We start from the raw sequence: 3,101 nt of genomic DNA on the forward strand, positions 1-3,101 counted from the left end.
GGCCGGAACGCAAAGCTATCCCTACCTGTGGTCCAAAATGGCGCCTTACCACGTCGGCGGGCGGGTTAAAGGCCGCACCCAGGCACTCTGGTACCGGATGGATAACGTTTCGGGCTTGACCCGCATTCCGATTATCCGGCAAACCCAGCTGTTTTTTGAGGCCGATGTGGCGGGCATCGTCAATGGTGTACCGACGGCCGCCCGGGTGCCCTTCGCCAACTTGCAGGGGTCGGTACCGTACCAGTCTGATTCGGGGACCCAGCACGTTGAAACGCCGAAGGTCTGGCTTCCACCTTACTGGATCTATTCAATCGATGTCTGGCACCGGTTTTTGAATGCGGACGGCGGACACTGGCAGTTTGGTGTTCCCCGGCGCGCCTTGCTAAACGATCCTTCGCATCAGCATCAGCAGCACAGCATCGATGCCTTTTACCAGGGCCGCCGGGATATGCAGCGTCTGGAGCACTTTCTGGATAGCAGCACCCTGGTCGAAGATCCCGAAGTGCAGCTATCGGGCGTGGGCGATTTTATCAAGTATGATGGTCCCAACGCCTTCCAAAACAACCGGCCGGCCTATTCGCTTCGGCACTGGACGGTCGGCGGCACGACGCAAATTGAAATCATCGGCTCCCACCCGCAAACCGAAGGCGCCAGTCGGACGGATAAAATCCGGGTGCCGGGCCTGTTTGGCGGCTGCGTGTTTAAAGTGACCTTAACCGGCCCATCGGCGCAGATCTTCTCTTTTGTGATTCCGGCCGCTGGCCTGAACAGTGAAATCGAAACCGGCAACGTCTCGGCGGGCAACCTTTCGGGTTACGGTGGGCTGGCGCGGCTGAGCGCGGTGGTGATCCCGGCGCCCGAACCGGAAATTCCTGAAGAGCCCGAAGAGCCAGGCGAGCCAGACCCCGATCCAACGCCGACGACCTACGTACCGGTGCAGGAAAACTGGCGACGCATCCACGGCACAAGTTGGGCGGGTAGCGATTTCCAAGCCCGCAAAGACGAAGCGCTTCGCTGGAAGCAGCGGGGTATGACCATGTTCAAATTCACGATTGAAGTTGAACAGTGGTATAACTCCACAGCAAAGGCCAACATGATCGCCTTTGCTGCGTATTGCCGATCAATAGGCTTGAAGGTAGGTATTCATTTCCAGTACAGCATCTACCGAAGCCAGATCGGGTCTAACCCGGCTATTTCGTGGATGACACTGGATAAGGCCGAGAAATTTAACTCGAACTCGGGTCTGGACGTCTATCCGGATACCTGCGTACCGGTGTCACTGGCGTATGTGCGGCAGTGGATCGCTAACCCCAACACCTGGGGCACGAGTGATTCCAATAACCCCATGTACCGAATTTCGGTCGATGTCGTTCAGAATGCCTGCAACCTCATCAAACCCGATACCGTTTCCGCTGGCCGCACCGAAGAGTATGAAATGGGGATTGGCAACAAGGTTTCTCCGCTCTCTCAGGCCCGCGTCGGACTCTACGAAGATCCGGCCAAACAGTGGTTCAAAGACCTGATGCTTGCAAAAGGTGGCGGACTCGCCGGCCTGCGTACACTGGTAGACCGTCCATCCCTGGCCGATGGTGACATTGTTCCGCCCGCCATTCAGTACTACAACGACGGCGACGGCTTCTGGGACACCTGGAACGGCGACGGAACGGGCGGTACCTGGAACCGCAAGTGGCACTGGCACTTTGGCGTATACGCTTTGGCGCAGTGGCTGAAAATGTTCAAATACTACGCCCGACTGGGCAATCCAGGCCAGCACATCACTGTCGAAGCCGGGGCGATCGACAACCGCCAGTCGGTTGCGGCCCGTACCTGCCAGTGGAAGACGCTGACCGAGACCGCCGATGCTTCGCAGGTAAACCTGGCGCCCGATGCCAACTGGCCGCGTGGCGCGGATATTCACGGCAGCCGCATAAAATACTACGGTGCGGATTGGGATAACATCTGGGATGCTACAGCGCAGCGCTACAAAAAGAACTACGGCGTGCCGAACGGCCAGGGTGACATTACGCAGGATCAGGCAGCCGACCGCATTGCGGGCTATGTCATTCCGGGCGGCTCCTGGGGCTACTTTGGAGGATCGGAGGCTAATCTGGTCGAATTGCACAACAAAGTAAAAGCCAAAGTTGGTAACCGGCTCGGGGGCACAGTACCTAATGTCAACCGCAATCCAACGATCAAATACTATACAGAAAAGATGCGGAAGCGTCAGAACGAGGGGCTGGAACTCTGGCAGACCCCCGGCACTAACCTGGAAATCGTAGAAGAAACCCCGCTATTCACTTAAGACAATGGCAGTAAGCGCAGTCAACGTACCCAAAACCACCGCCAGAAGGCTGAAAGGCTACCGGTTCCTGCTGGATATTGTCTTTCAGCAGGACGGTGCGCCCTGGAACGTTTCGGCGCTTCCGATCAAAATAGATATAACGCTGTCCAATGACGCCTTCGTCAAAACCTGGACAGCGGCCGACTTTTCGTACCCGGCAACCAACATCATCCACCTGGATTACAAAACCCCGGCGCTGGCGGGTCTTCCGGACAGTACCCAGTCGGTTCAATACAAATGCACGGTTTACCTGGACGAAATCGCCGGCAAGCAGCCTCTGCTGAGTTTTGATTTGTACGTTGACCCGTCGATCAATTCCGGCAACCAGTCGGACTATTCGACCGGACCCTATGCGGCCGAAGCCCTTGTCCTGAACGTGGTTTCCACCATTCCGGGCGTCACCGTTGAGGTCGCGGCCGGCTGGGAAATCCGCGTCCTGGCCCTTGAGCAGCGCGTCGATGAGCTTGAAACGGTGCTTGCCATGCCGGTGCGGCAGACGCTGGAAGAAATCGAGGAAGAAGCCACCGGCGAAGTCGCCAAAACGTGGGCCCTGCTTCAGGACGGCAACATTCAAATCATTTACTACGTGCCGGGGGCCGACGATCTGGTATCGCCGTTCGTCACCTCTGTTGGTGGTTCGCCCAGTATACCCACTGGACTGACGCATAGTCAGCGCATTGCTGCGCTGGAAGCGAATACCTACCTGCGGGTGCTGGCCAATACCTACGCCGATGCGCAGGACGAGGCGGTGGGCACCCGC

The 3,101-nt window shown here is 57.6% G+C and carries 2 protein-coding genes; both read left to right on the forward strand.

The genetic code is table 11. From position 1 onward, the window contains the following. Positions 1–2,302, forward strand: a 2,302-nt coding sequence (locus ACYVHX_RS04905) for a hypothetical protein (RefSeq protein WP_460670503.1), incomplete at its 5' end; no start/stop codon positions are given. Between the two features lie 4 nt (positions 2,303–2,306). After that, positions 2,307–3,101: hypothetical protein (locus ACYVHX_RS04910; protein ID WP_460670504.1), on the forward strand; the 795-nt coding region annotated here is incomplete at its 3' end.

The sequence above is a fragment of the Larkinella ripae genome (genome assembly GCF_054780775.1).